We start from the raw sequence: 18,159 nt of genomic DNA, 5'->3' as shown, positions 1-18,159 counted from the left end.
CTTAGAACTCGCGATACACCGGTGTCTTACGAATCAGATCATCCAGCGCTTCCAACACAGGCTCGAGTCGTTCGCGCCCGGCGCGGTCATAGAGATAGCCACCCAGGCCTGCATGAGCGGCGGGCTGGCCATCGGTTCCTTCGTGGATCTGAATACAGCGACGCCGGATCTCCTCCAGCTCGGGATCATGCAGGATCGGCAAACCCAGAAACATATCCCAGGCTTCCTGGCTGGTTTTGCGCTCGAAAATCCCCGCGAGCAAATCTCGCACCTCCTGCCGCTCCGGTCGGTAGGTCGGCGTCCTGCCGAACTCCATAAAAACCACCAACAGCACCAGAAAGATCAGTGTGAGGAGGAAAACCGGGAGAAATTCCACCATCACTACTGCATCTGCTCCAGCGGGTAGCTCTTCAGTGCCTGCATCGCCCGCTCCACATCCTCGGCGTGCTCCGCCTCGACCCGCGCCATCTCAAGCTCATACCGCGCCTGCTCCACCCGGCTCAATGCCTTCCACTGATCGAGAAACGGAATATGTTTGGTCGCGTCGAATACGCGCCCGATCACGGCAAAGGTCTCATGCTGCAAGAGATGCGGCGCCAGATTCTCAATCAGCACCTTAAGACGTATACACCCTTCGGTGATGGTCATTTTTTCGTCATGCAGTACAGCATTGGCGATGATGCGAACACTGTCAGCCAGGTAATCCCGATGCTCGCGGGCTTCCCGCTCCAGCTTCTGGCGCTGTTGCTGCTGCACGTCCAGCCGTTCACGCTGAGCCCTCAGTTGTCGCCTTATCAGCACAACCAGTACAGCGCAAAGCGCGATTCCAAGAGCGATTAAAAGGTAGAGCAATTGGCTGTTCATGAATCAATCCCGGTACAGAAAGGCTTAACGGTTCAGGCGTTATCTCGGGCTGTAACGGCACAGTCAACCCGCCACTTTATTATAGCGTCCGTGGCTTACGAACCCGAGCCCGGTCCGCGTGCGGTTCAACGGTCCTGGGCCCTGTGCTATCATTGCGCGCTGTTTTAGCCCGGTAAAGAGGGTTTCTTCCCGCCCGCCGCTGTACTGCTCTCTTGATACCGGAATACCCAGGCCGATTTGCCCGGCCGCGCTGATGCCGGCCCACTATGAGGGCCAGGGCACCTATATTCAACCGCTCAACGAACAATCCAGGACACTCATGATTGCTACGCTAACCCATGGCTGGTCTCTTCAGAACCTGCGAGGTGATATCCTCGCCGGTCTCGTCGTCGCACTGGCGCTGATCCCGGAGGCGATCGCGTTCTCCATTATCGCCGGTGTCGATCCCAAGGTCGGCCTTTACGCCTCCTTCTGTATTGCTGTCGTCACCGCTTTTTTCGGTGGGCGTCCGGGGATGATATCTGCCGCTACCGGGGCCATGGCGCTGCTCATGGTAACGCTGGTCAAGGAGCACGGCCTTGAGTATCTGCTCGCCGCTACGCTGTTAACCGGCCTGATCCAGATCCTGGCCGGCTTTCTCAAGCTCGGCTCGCTGATGCGCTTCGTCTCCCGATCGGTGGTCACCGGCTTCGTGAATGCGCTGGCGATCCTGATCTTTATGGCTCAGCTGCCGGAGCTCACCAACGTTACCTGGCATGTCTACGCGATGACCGCCGCGGGCCTGGGGATCATCTATCTGTTCCCCTACATTCCCAGAATCGGCTCGCTGATCCCCTCTCCGCTGGTCTGCATTCTGGTTCTCACTGCCGTGGCCATGACCCTGGGGCTGGATATCCGCACCGTGGGTGATATGGGCGAGCTGCCCGATGCCCTGCCGGTTTTCCTCTGGCCCGATGTGCCGCTGAACCTGGAGACCCTGTGGATCATCCTGCCCTATTCGGTGCCGCTGGCCGTGGTGGGCCTGCTGGAGTCACTGATGACCGCTACCATCGTCGATGACCTGACCGATACCCAGAGCGACAAGAACCGCGAATGTAAGGGCCAGGGTGTGGCGAACTTTGTCGCCGGTCTGTTCGGCGGGATGGCCGGCTGTGCCATGATCGGCCAGTCAGTGATCAACGTGAAATCCGGTGGCCGTACCCGTATCTCCACGCTGATCGCCGGTGTGGTGTTGTTGATTCTGGTTGTATTTCTCGATGACTGGGTCTCCCGTATCCCGATGGCGGCATTGGTGGCGGTGATGATCATGGTCTCCATCGGTACATTCAGCTGGGAGTCGATCACCAATCTGCGTAAACACCCCATGTCCACCAACCTGGTGATGGTGGTGACCGTCGCCATCGTGGTTGCCACCCACAACCTGGCGCTGGGCGTTTTCGCCGGTGTCCTGCTGGCGTCCCTGTTCTTTGCCAACAAGGTGGGGCAGTTCCTGTACATCGATGCGGACAGCCGCAGTGAAGAGGACCATCGCTACTACCGCGTGGTAGGGCAAGTCTTCTTCAGCTCGTCGGAGAAGTTCACCGCCGCCTTCGACTTCAAGGAGGATGTGGCCCGGGTCACCATCGATCTCAGTCAGGCTCACTTCTGGGACATCACGGCCGTTTCGGCACTCGACAAGGTGGTGATCAAGTTCCGCCGGGAAGGGACCGAGGTGAATGTGATTGGTCTCAACGAGGCCAGCGCGACCATCGTCGACCGTTTTGCCGTGCACGACAAACCCGAAGCGGTTGACCAGTTAATGGGTCACTGATATCTCTGAGAGGAGAAGCATAATGACAACGGAAGGAACCCCGATGAACGAGGTGATCGCCTGTATCGATGGTGTTGGCGAGCGCGCGGCGGGCATCTGTGATGCTGCCAGCTGGGCCAGCCTGCGCCTGGACGCCCCTCTCACACTCCTGCATGTACTGGACCGCTCCCAGTTCCCCACCGAAACCAACCTGACCGGCTCTATCGGGCTGGGCAGCCGGGAGTCACTGCTTGAAGAGCTGGCCTCGCTGGATGAGAAGCGCGGCAAGCTGGCCCGTGAACAGGGCCGGCTGATGCTCGATGCGGCCCGTGAACGCGCCGTCAGTGACGGCGTGGAGTCGCCCCAGGTCCTGCAGCGCCATGGCGACCTGGAAGAGACCCTGGGCGAACTGGAACACCGTACCCGCTTATTGGTGCTCGGTCGTGGGGGCGATAGCGATGCCCACCTGGGCAGCCATGTGGAGTCGGTCATTCGGGCGCTGCACCGCCCCATGCTGCTGCTTCCCGATGACTTCAAGGCCCCCGAGCGTTTCCTGATCGCCTATGACGGCAGCCCCACGGCCCGTAAGGCGGTAGAGATGGTTGCCCGCAGCCCGCTGCTGCGCCAGCTGCCGTGCGATCTGTTGATGATTGGCCCCTCCACCACCGACGTTAAAATGGAGCTGAAACGGGCAAGCGAGAAACTGGAACAGGCGGGCTTTACACTCAACGCCGAGATTCTGGCCGGCGATGTGGAAGAAACCCTGCTGGGCGAAGTGGAAAAGCGTGAGGCCGATATGCTGGTGATGGGCGCTTACGGCCACTCCCGTATTCGCCAGATGCTGGTGGGCAGCACCACCCGCAATCTGATTCGGCAGACCCGGGTGCCACTACTGCTGTTGCGTTGAGGCGACGATCCGCTCACGCAACGCACTGGCCCGATGCACCCGGGTGGCCACCGCTTCATAGAGGCGCGCCCGGGATGGCAGCACCAGCGTAAAGCAGTCACGGGCGCGGGTGATGCCGGTATAAACCAGCTCCCGCGTCAGTACCGGGTTGGGTCCTGGCGGCAAGACCAGAGCGGTGTGCTCAAACTCCGAGCCCTGGGATTTATGGACCGTCATGGCAAACACCGTCTCCACCTGCTGCAAGCGGCTGGGCAGCACCCATTTCAGGGAGCCGTCGGGCAGTGGAAATGCCACCCTGAGCATCCGCCCGCCGTCACCGTCGGGCACCTGCAGACAGATACCGATATCCCCGTTCATCAGCCCCAGCGCGTAATCGTTGCGGGTCAGAATCACCGGCCGCCCTTCATACCAGAGCGTCTCCGGCGAGATCAGCCCGGCACCGGCCAGTGCCTGCTCGATCGCCTCATTCTGCCCCTCCACGCCCCAGGGACCCTTGCGCAGGGCACAGAGAATGCGAAACCGACTGAACGCCTCCAGTACCGCCTTGCCCCAGCCGACCCAATCCGGGTCACTCAGTTGTCCATTCCCGGGGCGGTTAACTCTCAGCGCTTCGAGGTAATCCCGGTAACCCCGGGCGCCACGACTTTGACCCAGCGGCCCAGCATCCAGCATCAGCGGTTTAAGCAAGCGCTGTGGATCGCTACCCGGTTCAAGCAGCGCCAGCTCATCACTAGCACCCAGTAGTATCCGCTCCACCGCCTGGGTGTCACCCTCGTTAACCGCCCGCGCCAGACGCCCGATACCACTGTCGGCACCAAAGCGGTGGCTATGCCTGAGCATTACGATCTGCTGTGCCAGCGGCTGCTGCCCCGGCTCGCCCTCGGCCGTCTGCCAGGTAGAGAGTCCCGGGCAGCCGCTGGCGGCGGCCCAGTTCAAGGTCTGCGGGTTATAACCACCCTGTTGCGCCTGCTGGCAGAGGTCGCCCAACACGGCGCCGGCCTCCACCGAGGCCAGCTGATCCTTGTCTCCCAGCAACACCAGCCGCGCCCGGGAAGGCAGCGCCTCCAGCAGAGAGTGCATCATCTCCAGGTCGATCATCGAGGCCTCATCCACCACCACCAGATCGGCGTGTAAGGGATTCGCCGCATTATGGCGAAAACGGCGACTGTCGTGCCTTGAGCCGAGCAGACGATGAAGCGTGCTGACCTCCGTGGGCACGCCCTCGGCCATCCCCGCGGGCAGGGCACTAACGGCCTGGCTGATCGACTCCGTCAGACGTGCCGCCGCCTTGCCGGTGGGGGCCGCGAGACGGATCCGCAGGCCCCGGCCCTGCTCCCGTGCCTGGGTCTGTAGCAGCGCCAACAACCGGACCACGGTGGTGGTTTTGCCGGTTCCGGGCCCGCCGGTAATGATGCCGAAGTGGCTCCGGGCCACCAGAGCACAGGCCAGGCGCTGCCAGTCCACCGCCTGCGACTCCGATTGCGGAAAGAGCCGGTCGAGCTTTTCCGCAAATCCCGCCGGCGGGGCTGAGTCCAGTGCCCGTTCCAGACGATCACGGATAACGGCGGCCACCGTCACCTCGTAGTACCACTGACGGCGCAGGTAAAGCCGAACCGGGCGTCCGGGCTGCAGAACCAGCGGCGAACTCCCCGCTCCCTGCTGTACCAGTGGTGAACCCTCCAGCGCCTCACACCATTCGGTCAACGTCAGGCCACAGAGCAGTTCGCTGGGCTTATCCGGTAGCTGCTCACCGTAAGCGCCCTCCGGCGGCAGTGACAGCGCCGCATCCGGATCACCCAGAGTGGTATCCAGGTCCAGACAGATATGACCGCGGCCCAACTGATGACTGCAGAAAACCGCCGCCAGAATCAGCTCCGCTTTAGCCCCCGGATCCAGCTCAGCCAGCATCCGGGCCAACGCCAGATCCAGCGCCCGGATCCACCCCTGCAGGTGCCAGCGCTCCAGCACCTGCCAGAGGCGCTCGCCACTAAGGTCGGTGGCTTTCACCGCAAACAGATCGCTCTGCTGACCCTCAAGCTTATCCACAGACAGGCTCCTTGTGACTCACGCTTTTACCGCTGAACAGCGCATCCAGCTCCAGAACCAGCTCAACCGGCGGCCGATCCACAAAGGCACCCTGATGGCGGGGCTCCTCGATACCGCGCAGGAACAGGTAGAGTGCGCCGCCCACATAATGTTCATAGCCCGCGACGGGATCCGCCCTATAGTCGGGCAGGCGGGCCTTCAGCAGGCGGTGTAATGCCAGCGTGTAAAGCACATACTGCAGGTCATAACGCTTGTGCAGCACCGCCTCACGCATAGCCGTTTCGGTATAGGCGCTGCTATCCACACCCAACCAGTTGGACTTGTAGTCCGCCACCCAGAAACGTCCCTCGTACTCAAACAACAGATCAATAAAGCCCTTGAGCATGCCATTCAACTGGCCCCACTCCAGGTCTGGACGGGGCTCCCCCGGCAGCACCCACTGGCGTACCCGCTGATCCAGCTCACCGATATCCACGGCTGCACTGGCAAACCAGAACTCCATCTCCGCCTTGGGCTTGTCCAGATCCGCCAGGCGAACCCGCTCACCGGCACTCAATGGCAGCGGCGTATCCAACAAGCGCACCAGCCAATCATCCAGCAACGCCTGCCAGCCTTCCCACTCCCTCCGCTGACAGCGCGGCTCCAGAAAGCTGGCCCGTAAACCGGCATCCGCGACAACCCGGTCAAAGCCCTGATCTGCCGCCCACTCCAGCATGCCATGCAGGAAGGTGCCGGCCGCCGGGCCTTTCCAGAAGCGATGGATATCGGGATTCCCCTCCACCAGCGGCAGCCCCGGCGACTCATCCCGGGTTTCCAGCACATTGTCATCATCCGCCGTTTCCGCAGCATCGCTCTCCGCCCAGGTCTGCTCAGCCGACTCGCCTTTAAGACGCGCGATGGCGGAATAACTGGCTATCCACCAGCGCTCGCTGTCCGGCTCACGGGTCACCCGTTCCGCGGGTCTTAACGTCAGCGTATCCGCTGCCGGTGCCAGGCGCTGACTATCCGCTTCAGGCAGGGGCTCCATGGTCAACGCCTGATGATCACAGATGGTCCGGAATGACTCGCCAACACTGATATTTTCGCCACCGGCGAGGAGCTGGCCCAGTGCGCTTCTGTTGACATCCTTAAGTTCCGCAAGCCCCATCCAGCAGGCGTGAACCGGGCGGGTCAGCGCCACATAAAGCAGGCGCAGGTCTTCCTGCAAGCGCTCACGATCCGCCTGTTTCTGCGCGTCCTTATCATCCTTATCCAGTTCGATGGCGGTGGAGCCATCATCCTGATGGTAAAGATAGCTACCGTTTTTGGCCGTCACCGGCCGACAGTCACTGATAAAGGGCAGAAACACCAGCGGGTATTCCAGCCCCTTGGACTTATGAATGGTGATCACCTGCACCCGGTCCGCATCGCTTTCCAGACGCAGCACACGTTCTTCGGCATCGCCCTGGCGCTCCACCAGCTGGTCGGCCAGCCAGCGCACCAGGGCCAGCTCACCATCAAGCTGCTGACCGGCCTGCTGCAGAATCTCTCCCAGATGCAGCAGGTTAGTCAGTACCCGCTCACCCTCTGTAGTCTGTAACAGTCGCGCAGGTAATTCGAAAGCATCCAGCCAGCGACGGAGCAGCGCCAGAACACCATGACGCCGCCAGTGATCGTGCAGCTCGCGGAATAGCTCCACACGCGCTTCCCAGAACAGCTCGTCACGGTTCAACCGGTCCAACTCCGCCAGGCTCAGCGCCAGTGTCTGGCTGGCCAGCGCTTCGTGAATCAGGCCGGGCTGCTCCGGCTCGGCACAGGCCTTGAGCCAGCGCCAGAGGTCCTGCGCCTCCCGGGTATCGAACACGGACTCCCGGTCCGACAGGTAGACACTACGTATCGCGCGGCTCTCCAGAGCCTGTCGGATCAGACTGGCTTCACTGCCGGTGCGAACCAAAATGGCGATGTCCCCAGGCTTCAGCGGCTTAAACACACCGTCTGGCTGGCGAAAACCGGCATACCCCTGAGCCGATTGACTCAAAAGCTGACAGATCCGGCTCGCAGTGGTTTCCGCCAGCGCGCTGCGAAAAGCGGGTTTACTGTCGGCGTCATCCCCCTCAAGGTGCCAGGCCGTTAACGCCGGCACCGACTCACCGGCCAGCTCCAGCTGCTCCTTGCGGCCATTGGCCCTGACCGGCATGAAAGGTAGTGGGTTCTGTTCACGGTTACCAAACTGAAAAGCGCCCGCGTCCTGAGCCGTTTCTGCCCGACCGAACAGCGTGTTAATCGCTGCCACCATTGCGTCACTGGAGCGGAAGTTGGTACCGAGTGTATACAGCGCACAGGCACAATCCTGACGCGCCTTCAGGTAGGTGTGGATATCGGCCCCCCGGAAGGCATAGATCGCCTGCTTGGGGTCGCCGATCATCAACAGGGCGCTGCTCGACGGATCGGCACTGGCGTAGATCCGGCTGAAACTCTGGTACTGCACCGGATCGGTATCCTGAAACTCGTCGATCAGTGCGACTGGATACTGCTGCGCGATCTGGCGCGCGAGACGCGGGCCCGCGCCTGCATCGGCCAGCGCTGCGGCCAGCCGGGTCAGGAGATCATCGAATCCCAGCGTTGCCACCCGCCGCTTATGATGTTCCACCCGTGCCCGAACCCAGAGCGCCGCATGGCAGCGCACCGGATTAAGGTCCGGGCGGGTTTCCAGATGATCGACCAGCTGCTGCAGCGCCACAAAGGCCTCATGCTGGGGCGTGCCATCGGGCTGGAACTTCTTGTTGGTTTTACTGCGCAGCTTGTCACTGCCGAAATTGACCAACAGCTTGTCATCCCCCTCCTCGCCCTGGCTCCACGCCCGCATGTTCTGGAACTGTTCGGGCAGCTTCTCCGCCTTATAAACCTGTTTGCTCAGGGCACCCTTTTCCACCGCAGCCACAATCAGTGATTCGATCGCATCCTGATCCCGGGCCCAAAGCTCGCGGGCACGCTCCTGCAAGCTTTCCCGCTGCTGTTCCCAGTCCACCAGCACCGAGGCAAAATCGGTGGGTGACACCGGCGCGGGCAGCGGTTCACCGGATTGATAGAGCGACGCATCCTGGTTCTGCAATAGAGGCCGAATACGCTCGGCGAGCTTGTCAGGCTGATCCGCCAGCTTTTTCAGCGCTCGCGCCGCCGCTTCCGGCAGCGGATAGAAATAGGTCCGCCAGTAATCGCGCACCGCCTCGGTGACGATCTCGCCGTCATCGCCTTCCAGTTCCTGATCAAACAGGCTGCCGCTGTCAAAGGCGTGCTGGGTCAACATGCGCTGGCTCCAACCATGGATGGTGTAGATCGCCGCCTCGTCCATCCACTGTGCTGCCTGATCAAGCTGATGCGCGGCAGCCGCCCGATCTGTTTCATCGGCGTAGACGGGATCATTCAGCAGCGCGCTCAGAAAAGGATCACCGGGCGGTTGTTGCGCACGAAAAACCCGGGCGCCCTCGGAAAGCCTGTCCCGGATGCGCTCACGCAGCTCACGGGTCGCGGCGTTGGTGAAGGTGACCACCAGGATCTCCGGCGGCAACAGCGGTCGCGGATAGCCGGCGCTCTGGCCATGCCCCAGCACCAGGCGCAGATAGAGGGCCGCAATGGTGTAGGTCTTGCCGGTGCCTGCGCTGGCCTCGATCAAGCGCCGCCCGTGGAGCGGGAATGTGAGCGGATCAAGCTGAATCATTTCGCTCATTCAGCGTCTCCTGTTCCTTGGATACTGGCGTGTTGCAGCAGCGGCTCATACAGCGCCCGGGCCCAGGGTTCCAGGCCCCCAACCAGCAATTGCTCGAAATCGGGCCAGGCCCGTGCCAGAGCCGGATCGCTCTGCAACTCGCCGCTGAACTGGCTGTTGCCCTGATAGGCACTGAGCGCGGCCTGTATCGCTTTTTCCTCGGGCTCTGTCAGCAAAGCCAGCCCAGCCTTGCACGCCAAGGGTGGCGGCCCCTGCATCGCCTGAGCCCAGCAGTTGACCAGCGTGGTCAGTATCTCGCGGGCGCGCTCAACCGGCAGCGGCTCGATCAACACACTGGTATCCGGCCCGACCAGCCAGCTGCGCAGATCGTAGCCCTGCGCGTTGGCACACAGATGTTCCACCCAAAGCCGCAGCAACCGATGCCAGCGCGGGCCTTTTTTATCAGCCACGGCCTGGGGGGATGTGCGGATCAATGCGTAGCACCCATCCCGTACTGAAACAGTGTTAAGCCAGTCTTCGATCACAACGCTTTGCGGCTCTGCGCCGGCCGGCCCGTTCAGCCGGATATCCAGTGCGACTTCCAGGGCTCCCTCGAGCGGCTTCCACTCGGCCAGCGGTTCCAGATGGCGCAATGTGGAACGCACCGGGCTGAGAATCGGTTTCAGCGCCAGTGCGCCATATTCACCCAGTGGCAGGCGTCCGGCCCGGCGCCAGCGCTCCAGCTCTGTCTCCAGTACCTGTCCCGGATCGTCGCTGCCGTGGGCCAGATCGATCAGTTCCTGGCCGAGTTGGAACGCCTCCAGATTGTCAAAGGCAAAGGGTTCGTGTTCCACCTGCTGTACCGCAGGCTGCTGGAAATAGACGTTGAGCCGCTCATTAAAGAAGCTGCGTACCGGATAGCGCAAAAAACGCCCCAAACGTTGCAGCGTCAGCGCACCCTCGGGTAGCAACGGGGACAGTTCATCGGCGGCCTGTGCATCGAGATGCTCATGGATCTCACGCCACTCATGGGCATAGGTGAACAGGCGTGGATCGGCATCGTCCCCGATCCCGAAGTAGCCGGGGCTGAACGGCTGCAGCGGATGCTCCAGCGTCAGCTCCGCCAGCGGATCACTGTCAGCATCCCCTTGGCCGTTCAGCCATCCCTGAGCCAGATGGTCGCGCAGCTGCGCCACCAGCACCGATGGAGGCTGAGGCTGGTTATCGCGGATGCTGCGCCCAACCCAGCTGATATAAAGCTGCTCCCGGGCAGACAGCATCGCTTCCAGGAACAGGTAGCGGTCGTCCTCGCGTCGGGAGCGGTCGCCGGGCCGATACTGCACGGCCATCAGATCAAAATCCTGAGGTGGCTTAATACGCGGGTAATCGCCATCGTTCATGCCCAGCAGAAACACCTGGCGGAACGGAATCGCACGCATCGGCATCAACGTGGAAAAGGTCAGCCGCCCGGCCATAAACCGGGCCGACAGGCTGCCCTGATCGATAGCGCCAAGCCAGGCTTCCCGGGCCAGCGTCAGCGGCAGCTCGGCAGTCAGATCGGCATCGATACACCCCTGGGTCCAGGCCTGAAGCTCGGTGACCAGGCGCTCGATCAGCAACAGGTCAGCATCGTCCTCCGGCGCAAAAAAGCGATCCAGCAGCCAGTGAAGCTGTTCGCGCCAGCCCAATGCATCCAGGGGTGTGCTCAGGCGCTGCAGCCACTCTCGCAGGTCATCCAGCAACAGGGCCAGTGAGCCGGCCAGCACCGCTTCCAGACCCGCCACCTCGTCGTACGGCTCGATGCCGGCGAAGGCGTCACCGTCACCGGCGGCGTAACCGAGCAGCATCCGGCGTATACCAAACAGCCAGGCGTTCTGCTCAAGGTCCGGGGGGAGGTCGAGGCCCGCTCGATGTGCCGCGTCGAGCCCCCAGCGGATACCGGCACCGTCGATCCAGCGCTGCAGCGTGGGTATATCGGCAGGATTCAATCCGTAACGACGCTGCAGAGCCGGTACTTCAAGCAGGTCCAGCAGCTCACTGGCCCCCAGACGCAGCTCCGGGAGGCGCATCAGCTGCTCCAGCGCCACCAACAGCGGCACCTGGCCCCGACTGGACTGATCCGCTAGACTGTAGGGGATATAACGGGGATCGTCCTTCGGCAGGCGGCCAAAAACCGCCTCTATATGTGGCTGGTAGACGGCGATATCCGGCACCATGACAATCATGTCACGAGGCTTGAGCGTCGGATCCCTGTCGAAACGCTTCAGAATCTGATCCTGCAACACCTCCACTTCACGCTGAGCACTGTGAGCCAGATGAAACACCAGCGAATCGTCGGCAGGGCTGTGCGGCCGTGGCTCCTGCTGCAACGGGTTGAGCTCGAGAATATCCTGTTGAAGCTGCTGTAAGAGCGGCAATGAGGCGATATCCGGGTCTGGCTCATCGAAGAGGTCAATGCGGCTGTCATTAAACCAGTGGCGATAACGCTCGCTTTGATCAAACTCATCCAGCAGCCGGATATAGTCACGGCCCTGCTTGCCCCAGGCGGCCAACAGGGGCGGCGCATGCAGATGCATCTGCTCGCCGGACAGGTTGACCGGTACCCCTTCACGACGCTGCTGGCGTTTATGTTCTGCGCGCAACAGCTCCTTACCCTCGATGATATCGGCCCAGTAGAAACGACAGGGGTTGAGTACCGCCACCATCACCTGCATCTGTCCTGACAGCGCCGCCAACGCTTCGATCATCTGCTGCGGCAGCGCGGAAATACCAAACACCATCAGGCGCGGTGGAAGGTCTTGAGGCCGGGTTTCAAGCCGGCGACAAGCGGTCAGAAAGCGCTGGTGGAGATCGGCCCGGGAGCTGTCTGCGCGATCAGCCAGGTCTGCGCGGATAGCGCGCCAGAGGCGCGGCTGCCAGCGCTGGTCTTCCGCCAATGGGCTTGGTTCACCGTCTGGCATGCGCAGCTGATCCAAGCCAGCGGCCCAGTCAGCCAGCCAATCGGCCCGATAAACCTGGTACTGGTCAAACAGATCCGCCAGATGCTCAGCCAGCTGATAGGCCTTGCGCTCGCCCGGGTCCGACGCCAGATACTGAGCCAGAGAGGCAAAGGCTTCGGTTTGTAACAGATCCGGCAGCAGACGCAGCAGTCGCCAGCGCAGCTGGGGTTTGTCGTAGGGCGACTCGGGCGGAACGGCATCCTGACCCAGTACCGCACGATAGGCTCGCCAGAGAAACGCAGAGGGCAGGTCCAGCTTGATCGAAGCGGCAATGCCACAGCCGCCTTCAGACTCCGGAGCCGCCAGCGCAAGCTTCAGCCACTGGGCGATACCGTTGCTCTGCACCAACACCTGCTCATCTTCCAGTGGCGGTAGCGGATGGTCCTTCATCCACTGGACCAGCAGGTCACGCAGTGTCTCCAGACGGTTGGCGTGGATAATCGCTAAACCGGCGGGTTGATTAGACATTCGGCGGCTCTCTCTCCTTTCGGCCGGAACCCCCTGCTCCGGACTCGATAGTCTGCCGCAACCCCGGCTGAAGGAGCAAGCCGAACTCGCCGGCACGAATGCATGCGACGCCGTCTTTCAGGCATGCAACAACTTGCATTAAACACCCACCTGTTATTTGATCGACATCAATGTTTTGTTGTGCGACAGGCTCAATAACAGTGACTTACCGGTATCATCGACCGGCGCAATTCACGTACCGAATTAGAGACACCCAGCGCCCTGGATGGAGCTGGACCCGGCCCAAATAACAACGACGGAACCACCGGACTGGCAACCATGAGTCGAACCACCCCAACGATCCGCCGCTATCTGCTACAACGCACCCTGCTGTTCTCGGTAATGGGATTTGGTCTGGTCCTGCTCGTTGCCAGCCAGGCGTACCAGGCCAGTGTCCGGGACAGTGGTAAACTGGTGGCCCGGACGGTGGCCGAGAGCACATTTAACTCCATGTACCTGGTAATGAGCCAGGGCTGGACCCGGGCACAGCTGGAGCAGTTTATGGACCAGCTGGAGCAGAACTCTTCCAGCGAGGACCTCAAAGTCAGTGTGTTCCGCGGCCCGGTGGTCACCGAAAAATTTGGCGACATTGATCAGCCACCGTTCGATGACGAAATGGTCAACACTCTGGCCCACGGCGAAATTACTGAGCTGATCGACGGCGATAACCTGCGCACCCTCTACCCACTGCAGGCCCGCGAAGTCTGTACCGCCTGTCACACCAACGCCCGGGTCGGCGATACCCTTGGCCTGATCGAGGTTAAGCAAAATCTGGAGCCGCAGATCGAGGCGGCCAACAAACATCTGCTGTTCTACCTGCTCGCTCTGGCCCCCTTACCGCTGTTCCTGGCTTACTGGTCGGTTCGTACCATCACCCGCAGTGTGAATGACTCGCTTGATCATCTGACCGCAAGTATTCACAAGGTTGAGTCCCTGCAGGACCTGACCCAACTCAACCAGCAGGACACCCAGTTCGGTTTCAGAGAACTCAATGGCATCTACGGTCAGGTCGCCCATCTGGCAGGCAAGCTACACTCGATTGCCGTGGATAAGGACCTGCTCGAATTCGAAATCCGCCTGCTCGAAAAATGCGTGATCACCTCGGAAGTCGTGCGTGACTGGCGCGAATACGTCAATGCACTGATGAGCGATATCAACCATGTGATCGAGATTTTCACCATGTTCTCGATCTTCAAGGTGGATGAAGAGCTTTTTGACCTGGAGATCTTCTGGCTCGCGCGCCCCACTCCGGAAAGCAAGGAGATGATGGAGCGTACCGTTATCCAGCGTCTGCGCGAACATACCGGCCTGTTCGATTATGGTGAGTTCAAGGTTCGCCACAACATTGCCGATACCGGAGCCCAGCCCTTAAACCTCAGTGAAGAGGAGATCGAGCTGCAGGTTAAATCACTGCTGGTAGAAACCCCCAAGATCGGCGGTATCGTCGGCATTGGCGTCCAGGCCGATACGACCCGGGATCAGACCAAGCTACTGGTGATAGAAAGCATCCTTTCAACCCTGCTGAACGTGGTGGGCTCGGTCAAGGCGATCTACAAGTACACCCGGGACCTGGAGTACTACGCCACCCGGGATCCGCTGACCAACCTCTATAATCAGCGCATGTTCTGGGAGCTGCTCGATTACGAGATGGATCGTAGCGCCCGCCACGGTTACAAAACCGCACTTCTGTTGATCGACCTGGATAACTTCAAAGCGATCAATGACGGCTACGGCCACGCCTGCGGCGACCGACTGCTGACCGGCCTGTCTGCAGCGATGGAGAAACGGCTCGATATCGGCACCGTACTGGCTCGCTATGGGGGTGACGAGTTTGTCGTCGTGCTGCCGGAAGCGACGCTGGAATCCGCCGAGGAGCTGGCGGAGCGCCTGCTGCGTACGGCTCAGAGTTACACCCTGACCCATGAAGATGGGGCGACCATCCGGGTGACCTGCTCCATCGGCGTAGGCCTCTGCCCGGATCATGGCGATAACCGCAAAGACCTGTTCATGTTCGTGGACAACCTGATGTATCGCGCCAAATCCATGGGTAAAGACCGTATTTCTCTGCCCCATGACCAGGATCTGGCCGATGTCTTCCGGGATATGAACGAGAAAAGTCTGCTGGTGAACAAGGCGATTGAGGAGCGCAGTATTCTGCCCGCCTTCCAGCCGATCTCTCCGCTGAGCGGCGGACGCAAAGCCGTGGAGGTACTCAGCCGGATTCAGCTACCCAATGATACGCTGATGAGTGCGGGCGAGTTTATCGAGATTGCCGAATCGATGGGGCGGGTGCATGTTATCGACTACATCGTCACCGAGAAGGCGTTTGAGACCGTACAGCGAACCGGCTATGACGGCCTGATCTTTATCAACCTGTCACCCCGCTCGGTGCTGGTGGCGGACTTCCTGCTCAAGATTCGCAGCCTCGTGGAACAGTATAAGATCGAGCCGGAACGGATCGTGTTCGAAATTACCGAACGCGATACCGTGAAGAACATGTCCCTGCTGGAAAAATTCGTCCAAAGCCTGAAAGATCAGGGCTACCAGCTGGCGATTGACGACTTCGGCTCCGGCTTCTCATCCTTCCATTACCTGAAGTACCTGCCCATCGACTTCGTGAAGATCGAGGGTGAGTTCATCGCCAATATGGCGAACGACAAACGCGATATGGCCTTTGTCACCAGCATTACTCAGCTGGCCAAGCAGCTTCAGGTGGAAACGGTGGCTGAATTCGTTGAAACGGAAGAGGTGTTGGCACTGGTACACGAGGTGGGAATCGACTACGCCCAGGGTTATCTGATCGGTCGCCCCGATCTGGAGCTCAAGCCCTGAATGGTCGGGCCGCCAGTCAACCGGCTGGCGGCCCGGTGATCGAATCAACCGATCAGATGACGGCCCGCATCGACAAAAATGCGATTGCCGGTTTGCGTCTTGGCCAGGTCACTGACCAGGAATGCCGCCAGCGAACCGATATCCTCCAGCGTACCCAAACGATGCAGCGGCGAACGGGAGGTCGCATCCTCCATCAGCTCGTCGAAATGATCGATACCGGACGCGGCACGTGTCGGCATCGGCCCCGGTGAAATGGAGTGCACGCGGATCTGCTGCTCACCCAGCTCCGAAGCCAGATAACGGGCGCAGCTATCCAGCGCCGACTTGATCGGCCCCATCAGGTTGTAATGATCCACCACCTTCTCGGCGCCCTCATAGCTCATGGTCAGCAGCGTACCGCCATCGGGCATCAGGCGCTGGCACTGCTTGGCCATCCGCACAAAAGAGTGACAGGAGATATCCATGGCTTTTGAGAAACCCGCCGAGGAGCTGTCTACCAGGCGCCCGTGAAGCTCCTCCAGCGGCGACCAGGCGATGGAGTGAATGGCGAAATCCAACGTGCCCCACTGCTTTTCCATCTCATGAAACACCGCTTCCAGCTCACCATCAACGGAGACATCGCAGGGCAGCAGAAGCTTCGCACCCAGCTCTTCGGCCAGCGGCTCCACATAAGGCTTGGATTTCTCGTTCAGGTAGGTGATGCAGAGCTCGGCGCCCATCTCCGCCATAACCTTGGCACATCCATACGCAATGCTGTGGCGGTTGGCGATACCGAGCACCAGACCTCGTTTGCCTTTCAAACTCAGGCTCATGCGACTTTCTCCTCAGAAATCAATTAGCCATAGTGTGCAATGCTGCATCGCAACATACAAGAGTCTAGCGGGTGCTCAGAACCTTGCCATGAAGAGATTGCATACACGGCACATCGAGAAGTCAGTCTAATCGCCTCAGATGACAGTTATCCTTCGTTGTCGTAATCCTCAGACAAAACAGCCGGTGGCGCTAAGCTCATGTTTAACACGGGTTTCATAATGAATATTGTCGTGTAACGGGCAACGTGCGCAGATATCATCAAGGAACGCCTGTTTCTCTTCATCGCTGAGGTCAGCATCAATTTCAGCAATAATTTCAATATTCTGGAAACCGACCCGGTCGTCCGTTTGCTTACCCAGCAATCCATCCGGATTCAGGTCTCCCTCCACCGTCACCCGCATGTTACGCAGGTTGAGCTTTTGCTGCGATGCAGCAATACGACCGATGGACGCCACACAGCCCGCCAGTGAAAACAGAAAATATTCCAATGGGCTGGGCCCCCGATCAGTCCCGCCACCAGCCTTGGGCTGATCAATAACCAGCTGGTGTCCCCGAATGTCGGTCTCGATCGCGAACCCTGCACCCATATCGGCCACAACCGAAATCTTCTTGGAAGGCATGATAGTCACTCCTTTAATTTAGATACATCTAATATATAAGGAGTCGTATCTGCTTTCAACGCAGTGCAACAAAAAACGCGCCGAAGCGCGTTTTTTGTCACCGAAAATTCATACTCGATTCAGCCGACTTTTTCGCCCTTGGCCTGCAGATCGGCATGGTAGGAGGAGCGCACCAACGGCCCGGAGGCTACGTGCGTAAAGCCCAACTCATGGGCGACTCGCTCATATTCAGCGAACTCTTCCGGGGTCACGAAACGATCCACCGCCAGGTGGTCCCGGCTGGGCTGGAGATACTGGCCGATCGTAACCATATCCACATTGTGCGCCCGCAAATCGCGCAGCACTTCGATGATTTCTTCGTTGCTTTCGCCAACGCCAACCATAAGACCGGATTTGGTGCGAATCTCGGGACGGAGCGCTTTAAAGCGTTTTAGCAACTCGAGTGACCACTCGTAGTCTGCGCCCGGGCGAACCTGTCGATACAGGCGCGGTACGGTTTCCAGATTGTGGTTAAACACATCCGGGGGCGTTTCACTGAGGATTTCCAGCGCAATATCCATCCGCCCACGGAAATCAGGCACCAGGGTCTCGATCTCGATTCGATCAGAGCGCTTGCGGGTCTCGCTGATGCAGTTGGCGAAATGCTGAGCCCCTCCGTCACGCAGATCATCCCGGTCCACCGAGGTAATCACGACGTATTTCAGGCCCATATCGGTAATCGCTTCCGCCAGCTCGCGTGGCTCATCCTCGGCCAGCGCGTTGGGGCGTCCATGTGCCACATCGCAAAACGGGCAACGACGGGTGCAGATATCCCCCATGATCATGAACGTCGCTGTTCCGTGGCTGAAGCACTCACCCAAGTTGGGGCAGCTCGCTTCTTCACAGACTGACGCCAGCTTATGCTCACGCAGTTTGGCCTTGATCCGCTTTACTTCGCTATTGGAACCCATCCGTACACGCAACCAATCCGGCTTGCGCGGCATGGCATCCTTTTCGGTCGGGATCACCTTCACCGGGATCCGCGCGACCTTATCGGCGCCACGCAGCTTAACGCCCTGTTCGACGCGGTGAGTATTTTTTTCGCGGGATTCAGACAT

Annotated in this window: 11 protein-coding genes; 3 read left to right on the top strand and 8 right to left on the bottom strand. The window is 60.2% G+C overall.

What is annotated here, in order from left to right; translation table 11 throughout:
- Position 1: 1 nt before the first annotated feature.
- The gene (locus tag G403_RS0120645) at positions 2 to 379 is read right to left on the bottom strand and encodes a hypothetical protein (protein ID WP_036234925.1); all 378 of its coding nucleotides are present in this window, start codon (positions 377 to 379) and stop codon (positions 2 to 4) included.
- Between the two features lie 2 nt (positions 380 to 381).
- Complete coding sequence (locus G403_RS0120640; protein ID WP_027855652.1) at positions 382 to 864, bottom strand: DUF2489 domain-containing protein; 483 nt, start codon at positions 862 to 864, stop codon at positions 382 to 384.
- Positions 865 to 1,183: 319 nt separating this feature from the next.
- Here G403_RS0120640 and G403_RS0120635 point away from each other — a divergent pair, with 319 nt between their 5' ends.
- Both G403_RS0120635 and G403_RS0120630 read left to right on the top strand, forming a co-directional pair.
- Complete coding sequence (locus G403_RS0120635) at positions 1,184 to 2,674, top strand: SulP family inorganic anion transporter (protein WP_027855651.1); 1,491 nt, start codon at positions 1,184 to 1,186, stop codon at positions 2,672 to 2,674.
- A 22-nt stretch (positions 2,675 to 2,696) separates the two neighbouring features.
- The gene (locus G403_RS0120630) at positions 2,697 to 3,560 is read left to right on the top strand and encodes a universal stress protein (RefSeq protein ID WP_425411718.1); all 864 of its coding nucleotides are present in this window, start codon (positions 2,697 to 2,699) and stop codon (positions 3,558 to 3,560) included.
- On the opposite strand, the gene recD is transcribed toward G403_RS0120630, so the two are convergent.
- From recD to recC, 3 genes are read right to left on the bottom strand one after another with little or no spacing between them, the layout of a single operon-like run.
- Positions 3,543 to 5,606, bottom strand: a complete 2,064-nt coding sequence (gene recD / locus G403_RS24155; RefSeq protein ID WP_211232723.1) for an exodeoxyribonuclease V subunit alpha — start codon at positions 5,604 to 5,606, stop codon at positions 3,543 to 3,545. The genes G403_RS0120630 and recD overlap by 18 nt on opposite strands.
- Positions 5,599 to 9,312, bottom strand: coding sequence for an exodeoxyribonuclease V subunit beta (gene recB / locus G403_RS0120620; protein WP_027855649.1), 3,714 nt, complete (start codon positions 9,310 to 9,312; stop codon positions 5,599 to 5,601). Before recB ends, recD begins: the two co-directional genes overlap by 8 nt.
- Complete coding sequence (gene recC, locus G403_RS0120615) at positions 9,309 to 12,758, bottom strand: exodeoxyribonuclease V subunit gamma (protein WP_027855648.1); 3,450 nt, start codon at positions 12,756 to 12,758, stop codon at positions 9,309 to 9,311. The genes recB and recC overlap by 4 nt, the downstream gene beginning before the upstream one ends.
- Positions 12,759 to 13,076: 318 nt before the next feature.
- Here recC and G403_RS0120605 point away from each other — a divergent pair, with 318 nt between their 5' ends.
- Positions 13,077 to 15,629, top strand: coding sequence for a putative bifunctional diguanylate cyclase/phosphodiesterase (locus G403_RS0120605; protein WP_027855647.1), 2,553 nt, complete (start codon positions 13,077 to 13,079; stop codon positions 15,627 to 15,629).
- Positions 15,630 to 15,673: 44 nt separating this feature from the next.
- On the opposite strand, the gene fabI is transcribed toward G403_RS0120605, so the two are convergent.
- From fabI to lipA, 3 genes are all read right to left on the bottom strand, one after another.
- Entirely contained in the window at positions 15,674 to 16,441 is a 768-nt protein-coding gene (gene fabI / locus G403_RS0120600; RefSeq protein ID WP_211232722.1) for an enoyl-ACP reductase FabI, read from the bottom strand.
- Between the two features lie 168 nt (positions 16,442 to 16,609).
- Positions 16,610 to 17,062 (bottom strand): OsmC family protein, encoded by a 453-nt coding sequence (locus tag G403_RS0120595; RefSeq protein WP_027855645.1) that lies wholly within the window; start codon positions 17,060 to 17,062, stop codon positions 16,610 to 16,612.
- Between the two features lie 119 nt (positions 17,063 to 17,181).
- Entirely contained in the window at positions 17,182 to 18,159 is a 978-nt protein-coding gene (gene lipA / locus G403_RS0120590; protein ID WP_027855644.1) for a lipoyl synthase, read from the bottom strand.

The organism is Marinobacterium litorale DSM 23545 (genome assembly GCF_000428985.1).
GTDB classification, from domain to species: Bacteria; Pseudomonadota; Gammaproteobacteria; order Pseudomonadales; family Balneatricaceae; genus Marinobacterium_D; species Marinobacterium_D litorale.
The sequence above is the reverse complement of the archived record's forward strand: the minus strand, read 5'-3'. Positions and strand labels throughout refer to the sequence as shown.